We start from the raw sequence: 20,989 nt of genomic DNA, 5'->3' as shown, positions 1-20,989 counted from the left end.
TAAACGAGAGCCAGGGGAGAGGGAAGCGCGAGACATGGGCGTCGCACTGGATGTGGTCTATATCGCGCTGATGTGTTTCCTCATCGTGCTGATCTTCCGGCTGGTCATGGACTACGTCTTCCAGTTCGCACGTTCATGGCAGCCAGGCAAGGCGATGGTGGTCGTTCTCGAGGGCACTTACACTGTCACCGATCCACCGTTGAAGCTTCTGCGGCGGTTCATACCGCCGTTGCGTCTCGGGGGCGTGGCACTTGACCTGTCCTTCTTCGTTCTGATGATCATCGTCTACGTGCTGCTCAGCATCGTGAACAAGCTTGCGAGCAGCGTGTGAGCGATACGGTCTTGCCGACTGCCGACGACTACGTAGAGGTGAAGAAGAGATGCCGCTGACCCCCGAGGACGTGCGGAACAAGCAGTTCACGACCGTCCGCCTCCGAGAAGGCTATGACGAGGACGAGGTCGATGCCTTCCTCGACGAGGTCGAATCGGAACTGACCCGCCTGCTCCGTGAGAACGAGGACCTGCGCGCCAAGCTGGCCGCTGCCACGCGCGCGGCCGCGCAGAACCAGCAACAGCAGGGTATGCGCAAACCGCCGGAGCAGCAGGACAGGCCGGGCGCCCCTGTGCCCGCCGCCATATCTGGTCCGCCGGTACAGCAGCAGCAGCCCCCGCAGATGGGCCCCCCCCAGCTGCCCGGTGGAGCTCCGCAGCTGCCTGCCGGTCCCAGCGGCCATGGCCCCCAGGGCGGCCACGGTCCCGGTTCGCAGGGCCAGCACGGCACCGGCCCGATGCAGGGCGGTCCCATGGGCGGCCCGATGCAGGGTGGCCCGATGCAGGGCGGTCCGATGCAGGGTGGCCCCATGGGTGGTCACGCCCAGCAGCAGCAGATGCAGCAGATGCAGCAGCCGCAGATGCAGCAGCAGGGTCAGGGCCCCGGTGGCGACAGTGCCGCCCGTGTCCTCTCCCTTGCCCAGCAGACCGCCGACCAGGCGATCGCGGAGGCCCGCTCCGAGGCCAACAAGATCGTCGGCGAGGCGCGCAGCCGTGCCGAGGGTCTTGAGCGTGACGCGCGTGCCAAGGCGGACGCGCTGGAGCGGGACGCGCAGGAGAAGCACCGCGTGGCGATGGGCTCGCTGGAGTCGGCCCGCGCGACGCTGGAGCGCAAGGTCGAGGACCTGCGTGGCTTCGAGCGCGAGTACCGGACCCGTCTGAAGTCCTACCTGGAGAGCCAGCTGCGTCAGCTGGAGACCCAGGCCGACGACTCGCTGGCTCCGCCGCGTGCCCCGGCCGCCGCTTCGCTGCCGCCGTCGCCCTCGCTGGCTCCGGCCGGTGCGGGTGCGATGGGACACACCATGGGTTCGAACCACGGTGGTCACGGCAACCAGCAGATGGGCGGCAACCCGTCCATGGGTGGCGGACCGTCGTACGGCGGCCAGCAGCAGATGTCGCCCGCGATGACGCAGCCGATGGCGCCGGTGCGGCCGCAGGCTCCGCAGCCGATGCAGCAGGCGCCCTCGCCGATGCGTGGGTTCCTGATCGACGAGGACGACAACTGAGCGGTTCGCGCTCGCTGAGCGCGTAGCCGTCGGCAGGCAGAGGGCCGGGCCCCGGGGATTTCCCTGGGGCCCGGCCCTTTTGCATGCGGTCCGGGCGGGTGGGGTGGGCGGTGGGGGCCGCTGCGCGGGGCTTGTCCCCTGCCCGCCCCTTCCCGTAACCGGGGGCTCCGCCACCGGGCCCCCGCTCCTCAAACGCCGGAGGGGCTGGGTGGGCCGCGCTGGGTGGGCCGTGCCGGAGGGGCCGGGTGGGGGCTGGATGAGCCCGCGCGAGAGGATGGGGGTGGCCGCCGGAAGGGGCTGGGCGGGGCCGCGCCTGGTGGGGGCAGGTGGGCGTATCGGGAAGGTCAGGGCCAGGGGATGGGCCCGCGCCGGGAGGGCGGGGGGGAAGGCGCCGGGAGGGCTGGGAGGGCCGGGAGGGCGCCGTACCAGGGCGCGGGTTGGGGACGGGCCGCCGGTGGGTGAGGGTGAGCGTTGGGCGGATACCGGTCACCGGGCCTGAGGGAAGAGGGCGCGGCCCCTCCCGCGAGGGAGGTGCCGGTGGGGAACGGGAGCGGCCCGCCCATCCGGCTGGACGGGCGGGCCGCTCGGGTGGTGCGGGTCAGTGCTGTGCCTTGCGGAGGCGGAACGTGAGGGCCAGGCCCTCGTCCTCGAACGGGGTGCCGTACGTGTCGTCGGCCTCGCCCCGGGCGTAGTCCACGGCCAGGACCTCTTCCGCGATCAGGGGCGCGTGTTCGGTCAGGGCCTCGGTCGTGGCGGGGGACGTCGAGGTCCAGCGGACCGCGATCCGGTCCGCCACGTCCAGGCCGCTGTTCTTGCGGGCCTCCTGGATCAGGCGGATCGCGTCACGGGCCAGCCCCGCCGCCCGGAGCCGCGGGGTGATCTCCAGGTCCAGGGCGACCGTCGCGCCCGAGTCGGACGCCACCGACCAGCCCTCGCGCGGGGTCTCCGTGACGATGACCTCGTCGGGGGAGAGCGTGACCTGCTCGCCGTCGACCTCGACCGACGCCGTGCCCTCGCGCAGGGCCAGGGAGAGCGCCGCCGCGTCCGCGTTCGCGACCGCCTTGGCCACCGCCTGCACCCCCTTGCCGAAGCGCTTGCCCAGCGCGCGGAAGTTCGCCTTCGCGGTGGTGTCGACCAGCGAACCGCCGACCTCCGAGAGCGAGGCCAGGGAGGAGACGTTCAGCTCCTCCGTGATCTGGGCGCGGAGGTCGGCCGGGAGGGACTCGAAGCCGGACGCGGCGACCAGGGCCCGGGACAGCGGCTGGCGGGTCTTCACGCCGGACTCGGCACGCGTGGCGCGGCCGAGCTCGACCAGGCGGCGCACGAGCGCCATCTGCGAGGAGAGCGCCGGGTCGATCGCCGCCGGGTCCGCCTTCGGCCAGGCCGAGAGGTGCACCGACTCGGGGGCGTCCGGGGTGACCGGGGCGACCAGGTCCTGCCAGACCCGCTCGGTGATGAACGGGGTCAGCGGGGCCATCAGCCGGGTGACCGTCTCGACGACCTCGTGCAGTGTGCGCAGCGCCGCCTTGTCGCCCTGCCAGAAGCGGCGGCGGGAGCGGCGCACGTACCAGTTGGACAGGTCGTCGACGAACGCCGAGAGCAGCTTGCCGGCGCGCTGGGTGTCGTAGCTGTCCAGGGCCTCGGTCATCTGGTCCACGAGGGCGTTCAGCTCGCTCAGCAGCCAGCGGTCCAGGACCGTGCGCTCCGACGGCGCGGGGTCGGCTCCGGAGGGCGCCCAGGCCGACGTACGGGCGTACAGGGCCTGGAAGGCGACCGTGTTCCAGTACGTGAGGAGTGTCTTGCGGACGACCTCCTGGATGGTGCCGTGGCCGACCCGGCGCGCCGCCCACGGGGAGCCGCCCGCCGCCATGAACCAGCGCACCGCGTCGGCGCCGTGCTGGTCCATGAGGGGGATGGGCTGGAGGACGTTCCCCAGGTGCTTGGACATCTTGCGGCCGTCCTCGGCGAGGATGTGGCCGAGGCAGACCACGTTCTCGTAACTCGACCTGTCGAAGACGAGCGTGCCGACCGCCATCAGCGTGTAGAACCAGCCGCGGGTCTGGTCGATGGCCTCCGAGATGAACTGCGCCGGGTAGCGGCTCTCGAAGATCTCCTTGTTCTTGTACGGGTAGCCCCACTGCGCGAACGGCATCGAACCCGAGTCGTACCAGGCGTCGATGACCTCCGGGACGCGGTACGCCTCCAGCTGGCAGTTCTCCCGCGTGCAGGTGAACGTGATCTCGTCGATGAACGGGCGGTGCGGGTCCAGCTCCGACTGGTCGGTGCCGGTGAGCTCGCCCAGCTCGGCCCGGGAGCCGACACACGTCAGGTGGTTGTCCTCGCAGCGCCAGATGGGCAGCGGAGTGCCCCAGTAACGGTTGCGGGACAGCGCCCAGTCGACGTTGTTGTTCAGCCAGTCGCCGAAGCGGCCGTGCTTGACCGAGTCCGGGAACCAGTTGGTCTTCTCGTTCTCCTGCAGCAGCCGGTCCTTGACCGCCGTCGTGCGGATGTACCAGGACGGCTGCGCGTAGTACAGCAGCGCGGTGTGGCAGCGCCAGCAGTGCGGGTAGCTGTGCTCGTAGGGCACGTGGCGGAAGAGCTTGCCGCGGGCGGCCAGGTCCGCGGTGAGTGCCTCGTCCGCCTTCTTGAAGAAGACGCCGCCGACCAGCGGAAGGTCCTCCTCGAAGGTTCCGTCGGGGCGGACCGGGTTGACGACGGGCAGGCCGTAGGAGCGGCAGACGACCAGGTCGTCGGCGCCGAAGGCGGGGGACTGGTGGACCAGACCCGTACCGTCCTCGGTCGTGACGTACTCGGCGTTGACGACGTAGTGCGCCTCGGCCGGGAAATCGACCAGGGTGAACGGGCGCTCGTACGTCCAGCGCTCCATCTCGGCGCCGGTGAACGACCGGCCGGCGGCCTCCCAGCCCTCGCCCAGCGCCTTCTCCAGGAGGGGCTCGGCGACGACCAGCTTCTCCTCGCCGTTCGTCGCGACGACGTACGTGACGTCGGGGTGCGCGGCGACCGCCGTGTTGGAGACCAGGGTCCAGGGGGTCGTCGTCCAGACCAGCAGCGCGGCCTCGCCGGCCAGCGGGCCCGAGGTGAGCGGGAAGCGGACGAAGACCGAGGGGTCGACGACCGTCTCGTAACCCTGGGCCAGCTCGTGGTCCGAGAGCCCGGTGCCGCAGCGGGGGCACCAGGGGGCGACGCGGTGGTCCTGGACCAGCAGGTCCTTGTCGAAGATCTCCTTCAGCGACCACCACACGGAGTCGACGTACTCCGGGTCCATCGTGCGGTACGCGTCGTCCAGGTCGACCCAGTAGCCCATGCGGGTCGTGAGCTCGGTGAACGCGTCGGTGTGGCGGGTGACGGACTCACGGCACCTCGCGTTGAACTCGGCGATGCCGTACGCCTCGATGTCCTTCTTGCCGTTGAAGCCCAGCTCCTTCTCCACCGCGAGCTCGACCGGCAGGCCGTGACAGTCCCAGCCGGCCTTACGGCCGACGTGGTAGCCCTGCATGGTGCGGAAGCGTGGGAAGACGTCCTTGAAGACGCGGGCCTCGATGTGGTGGGCGCCCGGCATGCCGTTGGCGGTGGGCGGGCCTTCGTAGAAGACCCACTCGGGGCGGCCCTCGGACTGTTCGAGGCTCTTGGCGAAGACCTTGTTGTCGCGCCAGAAGTCGAGCACGGCGTGCTCGAGGGCGGGCAGGTCGACCTGGGCGGGTACCTGGCGGTACTGCGGCGATGTCATGTGCGGGCTTCCTCCGGCGGACGTCTTCCACTTCCGTCGGAGGGACGAGAACCGGCAGGCTCCCGCGGTACCACCCTCCTTGGCCCCGGGCATACGCCCTTGGCCCCCTCATTGGGGTCGCGACACCGGTTCTACTGCCTTGTGCCCATGGGCTGAGCCCACTGTCCAAAGCTTTCTTCCGGCAGCTCCGGGGTGATCTTCACGACGCGCTCGCCCCCGGGCTCCCACCGTCCCCGGGTCGCTGCCGGCTGCGTACGACGCTACTCGTCCCATCCATGCCTCTCGCTGCGGCCAGTGTACGGGCCCGCACGGGCGACGGCCGACCGGTTCATCCGCGGGGCGCCGGGTGACCCGGATGGCCGGACGCGGCGGCCGGAGTCCCAGGTGTCCGGGCGGGCGGATTACCTGGCGGGGAGCTGGGCACAACGGTTGCAGGTACGCCACCACGCGATCACGGGGAGGGCCGAACGGCGGCGTGCCCCGTTGCCGCGGGGCTGGGGTCGATTTATCGTCCCAGCACGATTCGCGTGCAAGATCACAATATGTGAAGGGGCCGCGGCCATGGTGGCGAAGAAGACCGCCGTAACGAGAACGGCGTCCGAGAGGTCCACGGCCGCGGCTGCCGGGGAGACGGCCGGGAGCGATGAGGCCGTCACGGCCCGGGCCCCGGACGCGGCGGAGGAGCCGGCCGGGAACACGGCGAAGAGCACCGCCGCCGGGAAGGCGGCGGAGGAGAAGACGGCGGCACACCCGCCGGACGAGCAGGAACGGGCCGATCGGGATCCGGCGCACCACGGGCCGGCGAAGAAGAGCACGGCGAAGAAGAGCGCAGCCAAGAAGGCTTCGAAGAAGGCCACGGGGGCGGCCCAGGCCGCCGAGCAGACAGGAGCCCACACGGTGGTAGCCAAGAAGAGCGCCGGCCGGACCACGGCAGCAGGAAAGGGCGGTGCGACAGCCGTGCCGCAGGCCCGTGGGGCCGCCGCGACGGCCACGGGGGAGCTCGCGGTCAGGCCCGGGGAAGATCCCTGGACCCCGGAAGAGGTCACCGAGGCCCGGACGGTGCTGACCAGCGAGGTCATGCGGCTGCGCAGCGAGCTGGAGGCCTCGGGCGCGGCGCTGGCCGGGCTGATGCGGGACTCCGGGGACGGCGCCGGGGACGACGACGCGGACACCGGCACCAAGAACATCACCCGCGAGCACGAGCTGTCCCTGGCAGCCAACGCCCAGGAGATGCTGGAACAGACCGAGCGGGCCCTCGCCAGACTCGACGCGGGGACGTACGGGCTGTGCGAGGTCTGCGGCAACCCGATCGGCAAGGCACGGATGCAGGCGTTCCCCCGGGCCACCCTCTGCGTCGAGGACAAGCAGAAGCAGGAGCGGCGCGGTTGACCTCACCGGTGTGTCGTACCCTCGTCTTCAGTCAGGCACCTAGGTTGAGGGACTCACGTGGCAGAGGCGGAGCGCATCATCGGTACGCCGGATATCCCTGATGCCGAGGGGGCTGACGGGGCGGAGCCCCAGCAGCCCTCCGAGGGCGCGGGCCCGACGGGCGGCGGCCGGCGCGGGAAGAAGATCCTCGTCCTCCTCGGCGTGGCCGTCCTGGCCTACCTGCTGGACCTGATCAGCAAGATGATCGTGGTCGCGAAGCTGGAGCACCAGGAGCCCATCGAGATCTTCGGCGAGTGGCTGAAGTTCGACGCGATCCGCAACGCGGGCGCGGCCTTCGGGATCGGTGAGGCGTTCACCGTGATCTTCACGGCCATCGCGGCCGTCGTGATCATCGTGATCATCCGGCTGGCGCGCAAGCTCCACAGCCTGCCCTGGGCCATCGCCCTGGGCCTGCTGCTCGGCGGAGCGCTCGGCAACCTCACGGACCGCATCTTCCGTGCGCCCGGCGTGTTCAAGGGCGCGGTGGTGGACTTCATCGCCCCCGCGCACTTCGCCGTCTTCAACCTCGCGGACTCCGCGATCGTCTGCGGCGGCATCCTCATCGTGATCCTTTCCTTCAAGGGCCTGGACCCCGACGGCACCGTGCACAAGGACTAGCGGGCGCAAGGCATACTCGACAGGTGAGTACGCATCCCGAGGTCCGCACCCTGCCCGTACCCGAAGGCCTGGAAGGCGAGCGTGTCGACGCCGCCATCTCCCGGATGTTCGGGTTCTCCCGCACCAAGGCCGCCGAGCTGGCCGCTGCCGGGAAGGTCCAGGTGGACGGTGCGGTGGCCGGGAAGTCCGAGCGGGTGCACGGCGGCGCCTGGCTGGAAGTGGAGATGCCGCAGGCACCCGCTCCGGTCCAGATCGTCGCCGAGCCCGTCGAGGGCATGGAGATCGTGCACGACGACGACGACATCGTCGTCATCATGAAGCCCGTCGGCGTCGCCGCCCACCCCAGCCCCGGCTGGACCGGCACCACCGTGATCGGCGGTCTCGCGGCGGCCGGCTACCGGATCTCCACCTCCGGTGCCGCCGAGCGCCAGGGCGTCGTGCACCGGCTGGACGTCGGAACCTCCGGCCTGATGGTCGTGGCCAAGTCCGAGCGCGCCTACACACTGCTCAAGGCACAGTTCCGGGACCGGGTCGTCGAGAAGAAGTACCACGCGCTGGTGCAGGGCCACCCGGACCCGATGAGCGGCACCATCGACGCCCCCATCGGGCGTCACCCGCAGCACGACTACAAGTGGGCCGTCACCGCCGAGGGCAAGCCCTCCGTGACGCACTACGACCTCATCGAGGCCTACCGCGCGGCCAGCCTGCTCGACATCAAGCTGGAGACCGGGCGCACACACCAGATCCGCGTGCACATGGCCGCCCACCGCCACCCCTGCGTCGGCGACCTGACCTACGGAGCGGACCCGACGCTGGCCAAGCGCCTGGGCCTCACCAGGCAGTGGCTGCACGCGGTCCGGCTCGGCTTCGAGCACCCCTCGGACGGCAGCTGGGTCGAATTCTCCAGCACCTACCCGGACGACCTCCGCCACGCCCTCGAAACGATCGCGGCAGAGAGCGAATGAGTTCCGCACCCGCCGCGTACAGCACCCGCCGGGCGCTGGTCGAGAGTGACCTCGCGGACTGCTTCCAGGTCCGCAAGGACGTCTTCGTCGGTGAGCAGCAGGTGCCCGAGGAGATCGAGTACGACGCCCACGACGCCGACGCGGTGCACGTCCTGGCCGTCGCCGCGGACGGCTCCGCACTCGGTACGGGACGGCTGCTGCACGGTGCGGCGGCGGCCGGCCGGACCGGGGGCGACCTCACCGTCGGCTCACTGGGCCGGCTCGCCGTGACCCGCGAGGCCCGCGGCCTCGGCGTCGGTGCCGCGCTGGTGCGCGCCATCGAGGAGGAGGCGCGCACGCTGGGCCTGGCCGCGGTCGACCTGCACGCCCAGACGCATGCCCTCGGCTTCTACGAGCGGCTCGGCTACGTCGCGTACGGCCCGGAGTTCCCGGACGCCGGAATGCCGCACCGGGCCATGCGGCGGGCGCTCTGACCTGATCACCTGACCGGTTCGCCGTCGCGGCGACGCCGGGACAGCGGCCCCGCGTGGTAAGCCGTGGTATGCGGGGATCCGGTCGGCCGAGCAACCGGGCCCGGGAACGCCGCGGAAGGCACGACGTGGACCAGATGGCACTCCTGCTCCTGCTGCTGCTCGGAGCGGTGGTCACGGTGCCGCTCGGGGAACGCCTGGGGCTGCCGGCACCGGTGCTGATGACGCTCGCCGGAATCGGCATGGCCTTCCTCAGCTTCGTACCCGACGTGGACATCCCGCCGGAGATCATCCTGCCGGCCCTGCTGCCGCCCCTGCTCTACGCCTCCGTGCAGCGCACCTCCTGGCGGCAGTTCACCGCCAACAAGCGCCCCATCTTCCTGCTGGCGGTCGCCCTCGTCTTCGTCACCACGGCGGCGGTCGCGACGGTCGCGGACGCCGTCGTCCCCGGCCTGCCCATCGCCGCCGCCGTGGCCCTGGGCGCGCTCGTCGCCCCGCCCGATCCGGTCGCCGCGACGGCCGTCGCGGGCTCGGTCGGACTGCCGCGCAGGCTCGTCTCCATCCTGGAGGGCGAGGGGCTGTTCAACGACGTCACGGCCATCGTCCTGTACCACGTGGCGATCGCCGCCGCCGTGAGCGGGACGTTCTCGCTGCCCGAGGCGTTCGGCCTGCTCGTCCTCTCCGCGGTCGTCGCCGTCGTGGTCGGCCTGGTGCTCGGCTGGCTCACCATCAAGCTGATGGACGTCCTCGGCGACGCCACCCTCCAGGTCGGCCTGACCCTGTTGGTGCCGTTCGTGAGCTACGTGCTCGCCGAGGAGCTGATGGGCTCGGGCGTGCTCGCCGTCCTCACCACGGCGCTCTTCCTCGCCGAGCACACCGCGGACGCCGACGACGTCCTCGGACGCCTCACCGGCCGGTCCTTCTGGGAGATCGTCGACACACTCGTCACCGGGGTCGCCTTCGGCCTGATCGGCCTCGAACTCCACAGCGTCTTCGGCACCGCGGCCGGCCGTCTGCCGGAGCTGCTGGGCTGGGGCCTGGTCGTCGTCGCGGTCGTCGTCGGCGTACGGCTGATGTGGCTGCTGCCCGCCACCTGGCTCGCCGGGCGGCTGCACACCCGCCGCGACTACAGCGAGGAGATCCCCACCAGCTGGCGCGAGACCGTCGTCATGTGGTGGGCCGGGATGCGCGGGGTGGCCTCCGTCGCGCTGGCCCTCGCGATCCCGCTGGAGACGGACGACGGCAAGCCGTTCCCCGGCCGCGACGAGATCGTCTTCATCGCGTTCGCCGTCATCATGGCCACCCTCGTCCTCCAGGGCCTGACCCTGCCGTGGTTGGTGCGGAAGCTCGGCGTCCGGGCGGACTCGGACGCCGCAGGGGCCCTGGAACGCGACCTCGCGATCCGTGCGGCCAAGGCGGCCAAGCACCGGCTTCGGGAGATCCAGGACGCCGAGGACTTCCCCGAGGAGGTGCTGGAGCGGCTGCGGCGCGCGGCGTACGACATCGGGGCGCGGATCAGCCCCGACATGGTCGACGAGGAACGCCGCGAGGCGTACGCCCGGCGCGCCGAGCGGCTCAAGGCGGTCGGCCGGGTCCAGCGCGAGATGCTGTCGGCGGCCCGCCACGAGGTGCTCGCCGCTCGCAGCGAGCCCGGATCGGACCCCGAGATCGTCGACCGGGTGCTGCGCTACCTGGACGTGCGCAGCCTGCGCTGACCGTCCCGCCCCCGCGCCCGTCCCGCGCCGGCTCAGCCGCGCCCGGTGCGGGGAGCCTTGTCCAGGTCCGGCCTCCGGCCGTCGGACGGGGCGCGGCCGTTCTCCGCGCCCGTCAGTTCCCGCCAGTGGTCGCCCGGCGGCAGGGAGGCGGGCGCCGTCACGATGCGCGGCAGGGCGTACGGGTGGTGGTCCCGCAGCCAGGCGACCATCTGCTCCCGCACGGCGCAGCGCGCCGTCCAGATGTCGTCCGCGTCCTTCGCCGTGACCACGGCCCGAACCTCGATCGTCGTGGGAGTGGTGTCCGTAACGGCCAGCGACCAGTCGCGGCCGTCCCACGCGGCGCACTCGCCGAGGATGTCGCGCAGCCGGTCCCGCATCGCGGGCACCGGGGCCGAGTGGTCGAGGTGGAAGAAGACGGTGCCGGTCATCTGCACCCCGCCGCGCGACCAGTTCTCGAACGGCTTGCTGGTGAAGTAGGACACCGGCATCGTGATCCGCCGCTCGTCCCAGGTCCGCACCGCGAGGAAGGTGAGGGTGATCTCCTCCACCGTGCCCCACTCGCCGTCCACGACGACGGTGTCGCCGATCCGGACCATGTCACCGAAGGCGATCTGGAAGCCGGCGAAGAGATTGCCGAGGGTCGACTGGGCCGCGACACCGGCGACGATGCCGAGCACACCGGCGGAGGCCAGCATCGAGGTGCCGACGGTGCGCATCGCCGGGAACGTCAGGAGCATCGCGGCGACCGCGACCGTCGCCACCACGGCGGTGACCACCCGCTGGATGAGCGTGACCTGGGTCCGGACCCGGCGGACCCGGGCCGGGTCGCGGGTGGACGTCGCGTAGCGGGCGTACGAGGACTGGACGACGGTGGCGGCGACGCGGATCACGAGCCAGGCCGACGCCGCGATCAGCACCAGCGTCAGGACCTGGCCGATCGCGCCCCGGTTGTCCCGCACCACGTCGAGCCGCAGCTGGCCGAAACTCGCCCTCAGCAGCGCCGTGCAGAACACCACCTGCAGGGGCGGACGGCAGCGCCGTAGCAGGCCCCAGACCGGCGTCTCGTGGTGCCGGTCGTCGGCACGCCGTAGCAGCAGGTCGACCAGCCAGCCCACCAGCATGGTGATCCCCAGCGATCCGCCCACGACGAGCAGCGGTCGCACTATGTTCTCCATTCCGTCGTCCTCCGAGTGATCAGGGCACAGCTGGCACCATGGGACGCATGAACATCATGCTTTTCCATTCGACCTACGGTCTGAGGCCCGCTGTGCACGCGGCTGCCGACCGGCTGCGCGCGGCCGGGCACGAGGTGCGCGTGCCCGATCTCTTCGAGGGGCACACCTTCGACACGGTCGAGGAGGCGATGGCCTTCCAGGAAGAGGTCGGCAAGGACGAGCTGCTCAAGCGAGCCGTGCTCGCCGCCGCGCCCTACTCCGACCAGGGCCTGGTCTACGCGGGCTTCTCGCTCGGCGCGTCCGTGGCACAGACCCTCGCGCTCGGGGACGCGAAGGCGCGCGGGCTGCTGCTGCTCCACGGCACGTCGGACATCGCGGAGAGCGCCTCGGTGGAGGAGCTGCCGGTGCAGCTGCACGTCGCCGACCCCGATCCGTTCGAGTCGCACGACTGGCTGAACAGCTGGTACCTCCAGATGCAGCGGACCGGCGCGGACGTCGAGGTCTACCGCTACCCCGGGGCCGGGCACCTGTTCACCGACCCGGAACTGCCCGACTTCGACCAGGCCGCCGCCGAGCTGACCTGGAAGGTCGCGATCGGCTTCCTCGCCACGCTGTGAGCACCGGCGGGCCCCGCGCCGCCCCCGCGGGCGGACGCGGGCCCCTCGGGCGGATCAGCGCACCGGGGCGTCGGCCCTCTCGACCCTCTGGGTGCCGCTGAGCGTGCGGTACGAGCGGACCCAGGACGCCGTGGCGTCCTTCCTCGTCTTGTCGGAGACCGCGTAGTAGTCCATCTGCGAGCGCTCGGCGGTCACGTCGAGGACCCCGTAGCCGTGCGAGTCCATGTCGATCCACTTCACATGGCGGTTGGCGGCCTTGACCGCGGCCGTGGCCACGACCGAGACGGTCGCGGGCGCGACCCGCAGGATGTCGTCCAGATTGTCCGAGGTCACCGACGTCACCACGAACTCGGTGGCCGCCGAGGCCGACAGCGGATACGTCGCCGCCTTCACGGGCACGTCGTTGGCCCACGCCATGTGGATGTCCCCGGTCAGGAAGACCGTGTTCCTCACCGACCGCTCCCGCAGGTGGGTGATCAGCTCCTTGCGGTCGTCCGTGTAGCCGTCCCACTGGTCGACGTTGACGGCGAGCCCCTCCCCGGGGAGCCCCAGCAGCTCCGCGAGCGGCGCCAGCAGATGGGCGGGCAGCGCGCCGAAGGCGACCGGCGAGATCATCACCGAGGTGCCTACCAGCTTCCAGGTGGCGTCCGATCCCGCCAGCCCGGCCTTCAGCCAGTCCAGCTGCGCCCGCCCGGTGACCGAACGCTCAGGGTCGTCGACCGCGCCGTTGCCTGTGGACGCCTGCTCGGAGCGGAAGCTGCGCAGGTCGAGCAGGTGCAGATCGGCAAGGCTGCCGAAACGGAGCCTGCGGTAGACGGTGCCCTCGGTGGAGGCGCGGACCGGCATCCACTCGAAGTACGCCTGCTTCGCCGCGGCCACCCGCGCCGCCCAGGCGCCCTCGGCGCCCGGAGTGTGGTTCTCGGCCCCGCCCGACCAGGCGTCGTTGGCGAACTCGTGGTCGTCCCAGATCGCGATCACCGGGTGGGCGGCGTGCAGCGACTGGAGGTCCGCGTCCGTCTTGTACGTGCCGTGCCGCGTGCGGTAGTCGGCGAGGGTGAGGATCTCGTGGGCCGGGGCGTGCGGGCGTACGACGGTGTCCTGGGTGGGATAGCTGCCCGACGCGTACTCGTAGATGTAGTCGCCCAGGTGCAGGACGGCGTCCAGGTCGGCGCGGGCGGCGAGATGCCGGTACGGGGAGAACCAGCCGGCCTCCCAGTTGGCGCAGGAGACCACGCCGAAGCGGATCCCGGGCGCGGCCGAGGCGGCCGCGGGCGCCGTTCGCGTACGGCCGACGGGGGAGAGGACCGCCCCTTCGGCCACGCCGGCGGAGAAACGGAACCAGTACGTCGTCGCCGGGCGCAGCCCGCGCACGTCGGCCTTCACCGTGTGGTCGGAGGCGGCCCGGGCGACGGAGCCGCCCCGGGCGGCGATCCGGGAGAAGGCCTTGTCCTCGGCCATCTCCCACACCACCGCCGTGTCCCCGCCGAGACCCGATCCGGGCACGGCCTCCGGGCCGGGCGTGACGCGGGTCCACAGGAGTACGCCGTCGGGCAGGGGGTCGCCGGAGGCGACGCCGTGCAGGAAGGCCGGGCCGGTGGCGGCGCGGGCGCCGGTGGCCGTGGCGGTGGCGAGCGCGGGGGCGGCGACCGCGGTTGCGGCGGCCGCTCGGACAACCGTGCGGCGGCTGGGATGCGGGAACTGTCGACTGGTCACGGACCAGCACCCTACTGGCGCGTAGGGCGAACAGGCGGGCGAATCAAGGAAGTTCGCCCGCCTGTCGGTGATCCGACACCCGAAGTTGTGGCTCCGGTGCCCCGGAGGCCGCAACCCGTCCGGTCAGCCCGCCGGTCAGCCCTTCAGGGCCTTGGTGATCGCCGCGGTGTACTCGGCCTCCGTCATGGGGGCGTTCTCGCTGCCCTCGGCGGTGACCTTCTTGCCGTCCATCTTCAGGGTGGGGGTGCCCTGGACACCGCTCTCGTCGAACGTCTTGGACATCTTGACCGCCCAGGCGTCGAACGTGCCGTCCTCGACGTCCTTCACGAACGCGGTGTTGCCCTTGAGCGCGTCCACCGAGTCGGCCACCTCGATGAGGAAGTCGTCCTTGGCGAACTTGTCGTCGCTCTCCTGCGGGTGGTACTTCGCGGAGTACAGCGCGGCCTTGTAGTCCAGGAAGGCTTCGGGGCTCACGTCGAGCGCGGCGCCCAGCGCGCTCAGGGCGTTCTTGGAGCCCTCGCCGTTGTCCGTGTTGTCGATGAAGGTCGCACCGACGTACTTGACCTTGTACTTGCCGGCGTCGACGTCCTTGGCGATCGTCTCGCCGACCGTCTGCTCGAACGTGGCGCAGATCGGGCAGCGGGAGTCCTCGTAGAGCTCCAGGGTCTTCTTCGCGGAGGACTCTCCGATCACGACGGTCGTGCCGTCGTCGCCCGAGGTGTTCTTCGGCGCCGTCACGTTCTTCGCGTCGGCGGCGGCCTCCCAGGCGGAGGGCTTGTTCAGCTCCGACACGCCGTAGGCGATCCCGCCCACGACCGCCAGCGTGGCGACCACCGAGAGGGCGACGACGATCTGCTTGCGTGCCTTGTCCTTCTTGACCTGGCGCTCGCGCTCGGCGCGCAGCCGCTCGCGGGCGGCCTGCTTGTTGGCCTGGCTGTTGCGGTTGCTCATGAGTGTTCTCCGGGGGTGCGTGGGGTGGTCTCGTGGGGTGTCGCCATGTGCTCAGGCTGTGACGGGAGCCGAGCTCGGCGGACCCCTCCTTCCCACGGAGTGCACCAGGAGCCGGACCGGGAGGAGGGGGCCGGGACGCCCGGCGGAGCGGCCGTCGCGGCGCACGAGGAGCCGGGCGGTCCCCGCCACGGCGGCCGCGGTGAGCAGCGGCCGGAACGCGACGGCGGCAGCCGCGCGCAGCAGCCCCGCCAGCGCCACCTCGCCGTGCCGCAGCCAGGCCGCGGCCAGCAGGCCCACCGCCACGTGCGCGGCCAGCAGCAGCCACGGCACGGCGGGGCCCGGGGAGGCCAGCAGGGCAGCCGCACGGTCGCCCGTGCCGGTCACCCCGGCCAGCGGCGTCCCCACCGTGGCGACACCGGTGAGCGGCACGGGCGCCTCACCGCCGCAGAGCAGATCGACACCCACGGACCGCAGCGGGCCCGCGATCGGGCCGCCGGCCGCCCCGTAGCAGAGGTGCTGTCCGGTGGTGAACACCGTGTCGGCGGCCAGCTCCAGCGGGACCAGCAGCCCGGCGATCGCGCCGAACCGGCGCTCCCGGCCCGCCAGCGCGAACGCCACGGCGAAGACGGCACCGGCCAGCAGCGCGACCGCCGTGAGCGGCAGCGGGACCCGGGAGAGCAGCACATGGGAGGCGGAGGAGAGCGTGACGACGAGCGCGGTGAACAGCGCCGCGCGTACCGCTCTGATCTGCTTCCCTGATACGTCCATCGCCGCAGAGTGTGCCATGTGTCCCTGTAAACGAGCCCTAAGGCCGTAGGTCGCGGCCTACAGCCCCGGAATGCGGCCGTTGCGGAAGAGGTCCACGAAGATCTGATGATCGGCACGGGCGCGGGCGCCGTAGCTGTGCGCGAAGTCGATCAGCAGCTCCGGGAAGCCCTCCTCGTCCGCGGCGATGGCCGCGTCGATCGCGCGCTCCGTGGAGAACGGCACCAGTGAGTGTCCGCTCTCGTCGTCCGCCGCCGAGTGCATCGTCGCCGTCGCCCGGCCGAGGTCGGCGACGACCGCCGCGATCTCCTCCGGCTCGTCGATGTCGGACCAGTCCAGATCGACCGCGTACGGCGAGACCTCGGCGACCAGCTGGCCCGCCCCGTCCAGCTCGGTCCAGCCCAGCCACGGGTCGGCGTGCGCCTGCAGGGCGCGCTGCGAGATCACCGTGCGGTGCCCCTCGTGCTGGAAGTAGTCCCGCACGGCCGCGTCGGTGACGTGCCGGGAGACCGCCGGGGTCTGCGCCTGCTTGAGATAGATCACCACATCGTTCTCGAGGGCGTCGCTGTTGCCCTCCAGGAGGATGTTGTACGAGGGCAGGCCGGCCGACCCGATACCGATGCCACGACGGCCGACGACGTCCTTCACCCGGTACGAGTCGGGCCGGGTCAGGCTCGACTCCGGCAGCGTCTCCAGATAGCCGTCGAAGGCGGCGAGCACCTTGTAGCGCGTCGCGGCGTCCAGGTCGATCGCACCGCCGCCGGCGGCGAAGCGGCGCTCGAAGTCCCGGATCTCCGTCATCGAGTCCAGCAGCCCGAAACGGGTCAGGGAACGGGCGACCCGGAGCGCGCCCAGCAGCGGGCCGTCGGCGGTGTCCAGGGTGAAGGGCGGCACCTCGTCGTTCTTCGCACCCGTCGCCAGGGCGTGGACGCGCTCCCGGTACGCGGCGGCGTAGACCCGGACGAGCTCGGTGATCTGGTCGTCGCCCAGCGCCTTCGCGTAACCGATCAGGGCGACGGAGGCCGCGAAGCGCTTGAGGTCCCAGGTGAACGGGCCGACGTAGGCCTCGTCGAAGTCGTTGACGTTGAAGACCAGCCGGCCGTTGGCGTCCATGTACGTGCCGAAGTTCTCCGCGTGCAGATCGCCGTGGATCCACACCCGGCTCGTCCGCTCGTCGAGATACGGCCCGTGGTTCTGCTCGCGGTCCAGATCGGCGTAGAACAGCCCGGCCGAGCCACGGTAGAAGGCGAAGGCCGAACCGGCCATCTTGCGGAACTTCACCCGGAAAGCCGCGGGATCGGCGGCCAGGAGCTCACCGAAAGCGGTGTCGAAAACGGCGAGAATCTGCTCCCCGCGCTGCTCCGCGCGGGTCTGCGTGTCCGACATCGCTGGGTGCCTCCTGCTACATGGCGTTCATGACAAATCGGGCGGGTGTCCCCGCCCTTCCAACGCGCGACCGTACCCCGGAGTGCCCGCCACCCGTCACCTCGGAGACGTAGACTTCCACGCTGTCCCCCCGAGCCGTCATCTGCCGGCCGTCGCCCGATCACCACCCCCTAGCCGAGGCGTCTTCCCGCCGCCCTCGGCAACGACCCGGAGGCACAGAGCCGTGGCCAAGCCGCCCTTCACGCACCTGCACGTCCACACCCAGTACTCGCTGCTGGACGGTGCCGCGCGGCTCAAGGACATGTTCGAGGCGTGCAACACGATGGGCATGTCGCACATCGCGATGACCGACCACGGCAACCTCCACGGGGCGTACGACTTCTTCCACTCGGCGACCAAGGCCGGGGTGACGCCCATCATCGGGATCGAGGCCTACGTCGCCCCCGAGTCACGCAAGCACAAGCGCAAGATCCAGTGGGGCCAGCCGCACCAGAAGCGCGACGACGTGTCCGGCTCCGGTGGCTACACCCACAAGACGATCTGGGCGTCGAACAGCACCGGGCTGCACAACCTCTTCAAGCTCTCCTCGGACGCCTACGCCGAGGGCTGGCTGCAGAAGTGGCCGCGGATGGACAGGGAGACCATCTCCAAGTGGTCCGAGGGCCTGATCGCCTCCACCGGGTGCCCCTCCGGCGAGGTGCAGACCCGGCTGCGGCTCGGACAGTTCGACGAGGCGGTCCAGGCGGCGTCCGACTACAAGGACATCTTCGGCGAGGGCCGGTACTTCCTGGAGCTGATGGACCACGGCATCGAGATCGAGCGCCGGGTCCGTGACGGGCTCCTCGAAATCGGCAAGAAGCTGAACATCCCGCCGCTCGTGACGAACGACTCGCACTACACCTACGCCAGCGAGGCGACGGCGCACGACGCCCTGCTCTGCATCCAGACCGGCAAGAACCTCTCCGACCCGGACCGCTTCCGCTTCGACGGCACCGGCTACTACCTGAAGACGACGGACGAGATGTACGCCGTCGACTCCTCGGACGCCTGGCAGCAGGGCTGCGCCAACACCCTGCTGGTCGCGCAGCAGATCGACACCACGGGCATGTTCGAGAAGCGCGACCTGATGCCGAAGTTCGACATCCCGGACGGCTTCACCGAGATCACCTGGTTCCAGGAGGAGGTCCGCGTCGGCATGGGCCGCCGCTACCCTGCCGGCGTCCCGGAGGACCGGCAGAAGCAGGCCGAGTACGAGATGGACATCATCATCCAGATGGGGTTCCCGGGGTACTTCCTCGTCGTCGCCGACTTCATCATGTGGGCCAAGAACAACGGCATCGCGGTCGGCCCCGGCCGAGGTTCCGCCGCCGGCTCGATCGTCGCGTACGCCATGGGCATCACCGACCTCGACCCGATCACGCACGGGCTGATCTTCGAGCGGTTCCTCAACCCCGAGCGCGTCTCCATGCCCGACGTCGACATCGACTTCGACGAGCGCAGGCGCGTCGAGGTGATCAGGTACGTGACCGAGAAGTACGGCGCCGACAAGGTCGCCATGATCGGCACCTACGGCAAGATCAAGGCCAAGAACGCCATCAAGGACTCCGCCCGTGTCCTCGGCTACCCGTACGCGATGGGCGACCGCCTGACCAAGGCCATGCCCGCCGACGTCCTCGGCAAGGGCATCGACCTCAACGGCATCACCGACCCGAAGCACCCGCGCTACAGCGAGGCGGGCGAGATCCGGGGGATGTACGAGAACGAGCCGGACGTCCAGAAGGTCATCGACACCGCGAAGGGTGTGGAGGGCCTGGTCCGGCAGATGGGTGTGCACGCGGCCGGCGTGATCATGTCCAGCGAGCCGATCGTCGACCACGCGCCGATCTGGGTGCGGCACTCCGACGGCGTCACGATCACGCAGTGGGACTACCCCCAGTGCGAGTCGCTCGGCCTGCTCAAGATGGACTTCCTGGGTCTGCGCAACCTGACGATCATGGACGACGCCATCAAGATGGTGAAGGCCAACAAGGGCGTCGACCTGGAGATGCTGGCGCTCCCGCTGGACGACCCCAAGACGTACGAGCTGCTGTGCCGCGGCGACACGCTCGGGGTGTTCCAGTTCGACGGCGGGCCGATGCGCTCGCTGCTGCGCCAGATGCAGCCCGACAACTTCGAGGACATCTCCGCCGTCTCGGCCCTGTACCGGCCGGGCCCGATGGGAATGAACTCGCACACGAACTACGCCGAGCGCAAGAACGCCCGGCAGGAGATCACCCCGATCCACCCGGAGCTGGAGGAGCCCCTCAAGGAGGTCCTCGGCCTCACCTACGGCCTGATCGTCTACCAGGAGCAGGTGCAGAAGGCCGCCCAGATCGTCGCCGGGTACTCGCTCGGCGAGGCCGACATCCTGCGCCGCGTGATGGGCAAGAAGAAGGCCGACGAGCTCGCGAAGAACTTCGTCCTCTTCGAGGCCGGCGCGAAGAAGAACGGCTTCTCCGACGCGGCGATCAAGGCCCTGTGGGACGTCCTGGTCCCGTTCGCCGGATACGCGTTCAACAAGGCGCACTCCTCCGCGTACGGCCTGGTCACCTACTGGACCGCCTACCTCAAGGCCAACTACCCGGCCGAGTACATGGCGGCCCTGCTGACCTCCGTCAAGGACGACAAGGACAAGTCGGCGGTCTACCTCAACGAGTGCCGGCGCATGGGCATCAAGGTGCTCCCGCCCAACGTCAACGAGTCGGAGTCGAACTTCGCCGCCCAGGGCGACGACGTGATCCTCTTCGGCCTGACCGCCATCCGCAACGTCGGCCAGAACGTCGTCGACTCGATCATCCGGTGCCGCAAGGCGAAGGGGAAGTACTCCACCTTCCCGGACTTCCTGGACAAGGTCGAAGCGGTCGTCTGCAACAAGCGCACCGTCGAGTCGCTCATCAAGGCCGGCGCCTTCGACGAGATGGGCCACACCCGCAAGGGCCTCGTCGCCCACCACGAGCCGATGATCGACAACGTGGTGCAGGTCAAGCGCAAGGAGGCCGAGGGACAGTTCGACCTCTTCGGCGGCGGCGAGGAGGACAGCGACGAGCCGGGCTTCGGGCTCGACGTCGAGTTCTCCGACATCGAGTGGGAGAAGTCCTACCTGCTCGCGCAGGAGCGCGAGATGCTCGGCCTGTACGTCTCCGACCACCCGCTCTTCGGGCTGGAGCACGTCCTGTCCGACAAGTCGGACGCCTCGATCTCGCAGCTCACCGGCGGCGAGCACTCCGACGGCGCGATCGTCACGGTCGGCGGCATCATCTCCGGCCTCCAGCGCAAGATGACCAAGCAGGGCAACGCCTGGGCCATCGCCACCGTCGAGGACCTCGCCGGCTCCATCGAGTGCATGTTCTTCCCCGCGACCTACCAGCTGGTCTCCACCCAGCTCGTCGAGGACACGGTCGTCTTCGTCAAGGGCCGCCTCGACAAGCGCGAGGACGTGCCGCGTCTGGTCGCCATGGAGATGCAGGTCCCCGACGTCTCGTCGGCCGGGACCAACGCGCCGGTCGTGCTGACCATCCCCACGGTCAAGATCACCCCGCCCATGGTCAGCCGGCTCGGCGAGGTGCTCAGCAACCACCGGGGCGACACCGAGGTCCGCATCAGGCTCCAGGGCCCCCGCAAGACCACGGTGCTCCGGCTCGACCGGCACCGGGTCAAGCCCGACCCGGCGCTCTTCGGCGACCTGAAGGTGCTGCTCGGCCCGTCCTGCCTGGCCGGCTGAGAAGCTCCGGAAACAGCGAGAGGGGCGGCCCCCCACCCGCGGGGGGGCCCACGACGCCGGTTAGCGCAAATTAAACGACAGAGTGGGCCGCAGCCCCCAGAATGATTAGAGGGGACACCGGA

General features: G+C 70.6%; 15 protein-coding genes. 9 read left to right on the top strand and 6 right to left on the bottom strand.

Annotated features, from left to right (window positions below; genetic code table 11):
* Window positions 1–34 precede the first annotated feature (34 nt).
* Together ACFWVP_RS28715 and ACFWVP_RS28710 are read left to right on the top strand one after the other, a co-directional pair.
* Complete coding sequence (locus tag ACFWVP_RS28715) at window positions 35–331, top strand: YggT family protein (protein ID WP_384500875.1); 297 nt, start codon at window positions 35–37, stop codon at window positions 329–331.
* A 49-nt stretch (window positions 332–380) separates the two neighbouring features.
* Window positions 381–1,556 (top strand): DivIVA domain-containing protein, encoded by a 1,176-nt coding sequence (locus ACFWVP_RS28710; RefSeq protein ID WP_384500874.1) that lies wholly within the window; start codon window positions 381–383, stop codon window positions 1,554–1,556.
* Window positions 1,557–2,154: 598 nt separating this feature from the next.
* On the opposite strand, the gene ileS is transcribed toward ACFWVP_RS28710, so the two are convergent.
* Window positions 2,155–5,304, bottom strand: a complete 3,150-nt coding sequence (gene ileS, locus ACFWVP_RS28705) for an isoleucine--tRNA ligase (RefSeq protein WP_384500873.1) — start codon at window positions 5,302–5,304, stop codon at window positions 2,155–2,157.
* 561 nt (window positions 5,305–5,865) lie between these two features.
* On the opposite strand from ileS, the gene ACFWVP_RS28700 reads away from it, so the two are divergent.
* The 5 genes from ACFWVP_RS28700 to ACFWVP_RS28680 all read left to right on the top strand — a co-directional run bounded on the left by ACFWVP_RS28700 (window position 5,866) and on the right by ACFWVP_RS28680 (window position 10,500).
* Complete coding sequence (locus tag ACFWVP_RS28700; protein ID WP_384500872.1) at window positions 5,866–6,693, top strand: TraR/DksA family transcriptional regulator; 828 nt, start codon at window positions 5,866–5,868, stop codon at window positions 6,691–6,693.
* Between the two features lie 57 nt (window positions 6,694–6,750).
* Window positions 6,751–7,350 carry a signal peptidase II gene (gene lspA, locus ACFWVP_RS28695; RefSeq protein WP_384500871.1) on the top strand — a complete coding sequence of 200 codons (600 nt, stop codon included), beginning with the start codon at window positions 6,751–6,753 and terminating at the stop codon, window positions 7,348–7,350.
* 23 nt (window positions 7,351–7,373) lie between these two features.
* Window positions 7,374–8,315, top strand: a complete 942-nt coding sequence (locus ACFWVP_RS28690) for an RluA family pseudouridine synthase (RefSeq protein ID WP_384500870.1) — start codon at window positions 7,374–7,376, stop codon at window positions 8,313–8,315.
* On the top strand, window positions 8,312–8,788 hold the full coding sequence (locus ACFWVP_RS28685; protein WP_384500869.1) for a GNAT family N-acetyltransferase: 477 nt from the start codon (window positions 8,312–8,314) through the stop codon (window positions 8,786–8,788). The genes ACFWVP_RS28690 and ACFWVP_RS28685 overlap by 4 nt, the downstream gene beginning before the upstream one ends.
* A gap of 125 nt (window positions 8,789–8,913) precedes the next feature.
* A complete protein-coding gene (locus ACFWVP_RS28680; protein WP_384500868.1) occupies window positions 8,914–10,500 on the top strand; it encodes a Na+/H+ antiporter in 1,587 nt (528 codons plus the stop codon).
* A gap of 32 nt (window positions 10,501–10,532) precedes the next feature.
* Here the strand turns inward: ACFWVP_RS28680 and ACFWVP_RS28675 are convergent, their stop codons facing one another.
* Window positions 10,533–11,675 (bottom strand): mechanosensitive ion channel family protein, encoded by a 1,143-nt coding sequence (locus ACFWVP_RS28675; RefSeq protein WP_384500867.1) that lies wholly within the window; start codon window positions 11,673–11,675, stop codon window positions 10,533–10,535.
* Window positions 11,676–11,713: 38 nt separating this feature from the next.
* Between ACFWVP_RS28675 and ACFWVP_RS28670 the strand changes: the two genes are divergently transcribed.
* Window positions 11,714–12,292, top strand: coding sequence for a dienelactone hydrolase family protein (locus tag ACFWVP_RS28670; RefSeq protein ID WP_384500866.1), 579 nt, complete (start codon window positions 11,714–11,716; stop codon window positions 12,290–12,292).
* A gap of 54 nt (window positions 12,293–12,346) precedes the next feature.
* Here ACFWVP_RS28670 and ACFWVP_RS28665 read toward each other — a convergent pair whose 3' ends face one another.
* From ACFWVP_RS28665 to ACFWVP_RS28650, 4 genes are all read right to left on the bottom strand, one after another.
* Window positions 12,347–14,005: an alkaline phosphatase D family protein gene (locus ACFWVP_RS28665; protein ID WP_384500865.1), complete on the bottom strand. Its 1,659-nt coding sequence runs from the start codon at window positions 14,003–14,005 to the stop codon at window positions 12,347–12,349.
* A 135-nt stretch (window positions 14,006–14,140) separates the two neighbouring features.
* Window positions 14,141–14,956, bottom strand: a complete 816-nt coding sequence (locus ACFWVP_RS28660) for a DsbA family protein (RefSeq protein ID WP_384500864.1) — start codon at window positions 14,954–14,956, stop codon at window positions 14,141–14,143.
* Window positions 14,957–15,007: 51 nt separating this feature from the next.
* The gene (locus ACFWVP_RS28655) at window positions 15,008–15,724 is read right to left on the bottom strand and encodes a hypothetical protein (RefSeq protein WP_384500863.1); all 717 of its coding nucleotides are present in this window, start codon (window positions 15,722–15,724) and stop codon (window positions 15,008–15,010) included.
* Between the two features lie 57 nt (window positions 15,725–15,781).
* Complete coding sequence (locus ACFWVP_RS28650; RefSeq protein ID WP_384500862.1) at window positions 15,782–17,107, bottom strand: DUF2252 domain-containing protein; 1,326 nt, start codon at window positions 17,105–17,107, stop codon at window positions 15,782–15,784.
* A 223-nt stretch (window positions 17,108–17,330) separates the two neighbouring features.
* On the opposite strand from ACFWVP_RS28650, the gene dnaE reads away from it, so the two are divergent.
* Window positions 17,331–20,867 carry a DNA polymerase III subunit alpha gene (dnaE, locus tag ACFWVP_RS28645; RefSeq protein ID WP_384500861.1) on the top strand — a complete coding sequence of 1,179 codons (3,537 nt, stop codon included), beginning with the start codon at window positions 17,331–17,333 and terminating at the stop codon, window positions 20,865–20,867.
* Window positions 20,868–20,989: the final 122 nt, after the last annotated feature.

Source organism: Streptomyces sp. NPDC058637, from assembly GCF_042717325.1.
GTDB lineage: Bacteria > Actinomycetota > Actinomycetes > Streptomycetales > Streptomycetaceae > Streptomyces.
Note: the sequence above shows the minus strand (reverse complement) of the source record. Positions and strands in the feature narration are given on the sequence as shown.

What these genes read in the sequence shown, in the direction of transcription:
- ACFWVP_RS28715 (WP_384500875.1), top strand. Translation starts at nt 35, where the DNA reads ATGGGCGTCGCACTGGATGTGGTCTATATCGCGCTGATGTGTTTCCTC.
- ACFWVP_RS28710 (WP_384500874.1), top strand. Translation starts at nt 381, where the DNA reads ATGCCGCTGACCCCCGAGGACGTGCGGAACAAGCAGTTCACGACCGTC.
- ileS (WP_384500873.1), bottom strand. Translation starts at nt 5,304, where the DNA reads ATGACATCGCCGCAGTACCGCCAGGTACCCGCCCAGGTCGACCTGCCC.
- ACFWVP_RS28700 (WP_384500872.1), top strand. Translation starts at nt 5,866, where the DNA reads ATGGTGGCGAAGAAGACCGCCGTAACGAGAACGGCGTCCGAGAGGTCC.
- ACFWVP_RS28685 (WP_384500869.1), top strand. Translation starts at nt 8,312, where the DNA reads ATGAGTTCCGCACCCGCCGCGTACAGCACCCGCCGGGCGCTGGTCGAG.
- ACFWVP_RS28675 (WP_384500867.1), bottom strand. Translation starts at nt 11,675, where the DNA reads ATGGAGAACATAGTGCGACCGCTGCTCGTCGTGGGCGGATCGCTGGGG.
- ACFWVP_RS28670 (WP_384500866.1), top strand. Translation starts at nt 11,714, where the DNA reads ATGGGACGCATGAACATCATGCTTTTCCATTCGACCTACGGTCTGAGG.
- ACFWVP_RS28660 (WP_384500864.1), bottom strand. Translation starts at nt 14,956, where the DNA reads ATGAGCAACCGCAACAGCCAGGCCAACAAGCAGGCCGCCCGCGAGCGG.
- ACFWVP_RS28655 (WP_384500863.1), bottom strand. Translation starts at nt 15,724, where the DNA reads ATGGACGTATCAGGGAAGCAGATCAGAGCGGTACGCGCGGCGCTGTTC.
- ACFWVP_RS28650 (WP_384500862.1), bottom strand. Translation starts at nt 17,107, where the DNA reads ATGTCGGACACGCAGACCCGCGCGGAGCAGCGCGGGGAGCAGATTCTC.